General features: G+C 65.3%; 1 protein-coding gene and 1 pseudogene. Both read left to right on the top strand.

The genetic code is table 11. The features are described from left to right. Positions 1 to 397: 397 nt before the first annotated feature. The gene (locus ABZS40_RS36595) at positions 398 to 1,246 is read left to right on the top strand and encodes a VOC family protein (RefSeq protein WP_354949309.1); all 849 of its coding nucleotides are present in this window, start codon (positions 398 to 400) and stop codon (positions 1,244 to 1,246) included. A gap of 237 nt (positions 1,247 to 1,483) precedes the next feature. Continuing rightward, a pseudogene (locus ABZS40_RS36590) lies at positions 1,484 to 2,118 on the top strand (transposase family protein); the annotation flags it as partial. Between the last annotated feature and the right edge of the window lie 90 nt (positions 2,119 to 2,208).

The raw sequence follows: 2,208 nt of genomic DNA, 5'->3' as shown, positions 1-2,208 counted from the left end.
GTCGACTGCTGTCTTACCGGGAGCCTCGTCCTATGTCGACTCCAGCTTCCCTCCGCGCCCACCGTGACCAGGCACATCACGATGAAAAGGGCTCAGTGTTCCGCTGACTCCTGGCACCGACCGATGGTCTCAACCTATCGGCTGCAGACCGATGGAGACGCGCCGGATCAACGCATTGGTGAGCACACTCGATTGCGGATGCCCGCCCGGTAGACGCCAAACAGCCCGCCGGTGGAGCTGGCCTCCGCCTGCCAGCAGGGAGTCTGCCGGAGCCTCGGACGGGGCAACGGTTGGGCGTGCGCGGCCTGAACCACCGTCGAAGGGTCGGCAAACGTCGGTTTCCGTCATCCTCGACCGGGGCAGGATCGCTTGGTGCCTCGCCATGCACGCTACTGCTATGACCGACATCGTGTCCCTGGACCATACGATGGTCCTGACCACCGATCTGGACGCTGTCTCTCGCACGTACGAGGCACTGGGTTTCGTGTTGACGCCGAAGGCAGAGCATCGTGGAAGCCCGCGGCCTGGGGATGCCGAAGTATCCCTCGGCACTGCCAACCGCTACGTGGTTTTCGGCCGCAACTACGTCGAACTGCTCGGTATTCTGCGGCAGGACGGACCGGACCCGTGGGGAGTGCGTAGGCTTGCGGCCTCTTACGAAGGCCTTCGTGCACTGATCTTTGGTTGTACCGATGCCGATGCGAGCAACAGGAGGCTGAACGACGCCGGGCTACGGACCACCGGGGTTCTCGCCATCGAGCGGCCGGTCCGGACTGCCGAAGGTGTCGCCATCCTGCGGGCCAAAACCACGCATATCCTCCCGCCACACACTCCGGAAGGCGGAATTGGCCTCGCGGAGCACCTCACGCCGGAGTTGGCGCACCCCCGTGAGTTTCAGAACCACCCAAACGGGGCGCGGGAACTGACCGAGGTGCTGCTCGTGGTCGCCGACGCTGAGCGGGACGGTTACCTTGCCCGCTTCCACACCCTGCTCGAAGTCGCGCCCCAAGACGGAGCGTTCCAACTCCCCGTATGCCGGGTGCGGATCGTGGCCGTATCTGGGTACCAGGGGCGGACACCTCCGGTGCTGCCCTACTTTGCTGCGCAGACGATCAGCGTAAACGACGTGCGCCACGCACGTGGGGTCATTGAGGGCAACGGCTACCTCTGTGAGCCATGTGACAGCGGATTCGTGGTGCGAGATGTTCACGGGCTCGATCTGGTCTTCGCCCGACGAGCTGCGTGAGCCACCTCGGGCGGTCCATCGCCGTCTTCCTGCGGGCTTCGGCACTCACTTCGCTTCCGATGGGCTTGAGCCGACTTCAGTCGGGACTACTCGAAACGGTGTCGCGGGGGCATCACGAGATCCTCCTAAGGGGGGTCTTATTACCCTGGCGTCTGTCTGTTGAGGATGGTCGGGCAGGATGCCTGAGTGCAGGTCATCACGGCAGCCAGCCCGGAGTGATTCGTTCCGTTCACCGGACTGTAGCCCGCCCAGTTCCGCACGCTGGTCCGGCTGGTCGCGGAGCGTTGCGGTGACGGCATCGTGGACGAGCGATCGGGCCGGCAGTTGGCGCTCGACCTGGCCGACCGGGTGTTGCTCGTGGCGGCCTACTGGCGTGCCAACCTGACCACGTCAGATCGGCCCGCTGTTCGGGGTATCGCACTCCGCCGCGCACCGGGTCATCGATACCCTCGTGCCCCTGCTGGCCCTGGCGCCGGTGCGGAATCGGCCGGTCGAGCAGATCGCCATCGTCGACGGCACCCTGATTCCCACCCGCGATCACCGCCTGGCTGCCCGGAGCAGAAACTACCGCTACTCGACGAACCTGCAGGTAGCCATCGACGCCAGCACCCGCCTGGTCATCGCCGTCGGCGACTCGCAGCCCGGCAACGCAACGACACGATCGTCTACCGCAGCGGGCATCCAGGAAAGTTGGACGGGCGGCCGGTGATGGCCGACGGCGGCTACCGCGGCGACCCGGAGGTGATCATCCCGTGCCACAAACCCACCGGCGGCAGCGATCAACAGCCTGGAAAGAGGCCCTGCACGTCGAACATCGCACGGCTCGGGCAGGGGTCGAACATGCTCTGGCCAGGATGAAGTGCTCTAACTGGACGTTTGCTTCATCTTCGCGCCAGTAGCGGTCGATTTGCGTCTCGGGCTTCGATGGCGCAAGGTGCCCGACCTGACCGGGAAAGGGCGCA

The sequence above is a fragment of the Micromonospora sp. NPDC005324 genome (assembly GCF_040607155.1).
GTDB classification, from domain to species: domain Bacteria; phylum Actinomycetota; class Actinomycetes; order Mycobacteriales; family Micromonosporaceae; genus Micromonospora; species Micromonospora trifolii.
This window is presented reverse-complemented; position numbering and strand designations above follow the sequence as displayed.

Excerpts from the sequence above, each read along its gene's own strand:
- ABZS40_RS36595 (WP_354949309.1), top strand. The coding sequence starts at position 398 with ATGACCGACATCGTGTCCCTGGACCATACGATGGTCCTGACCACCGAT.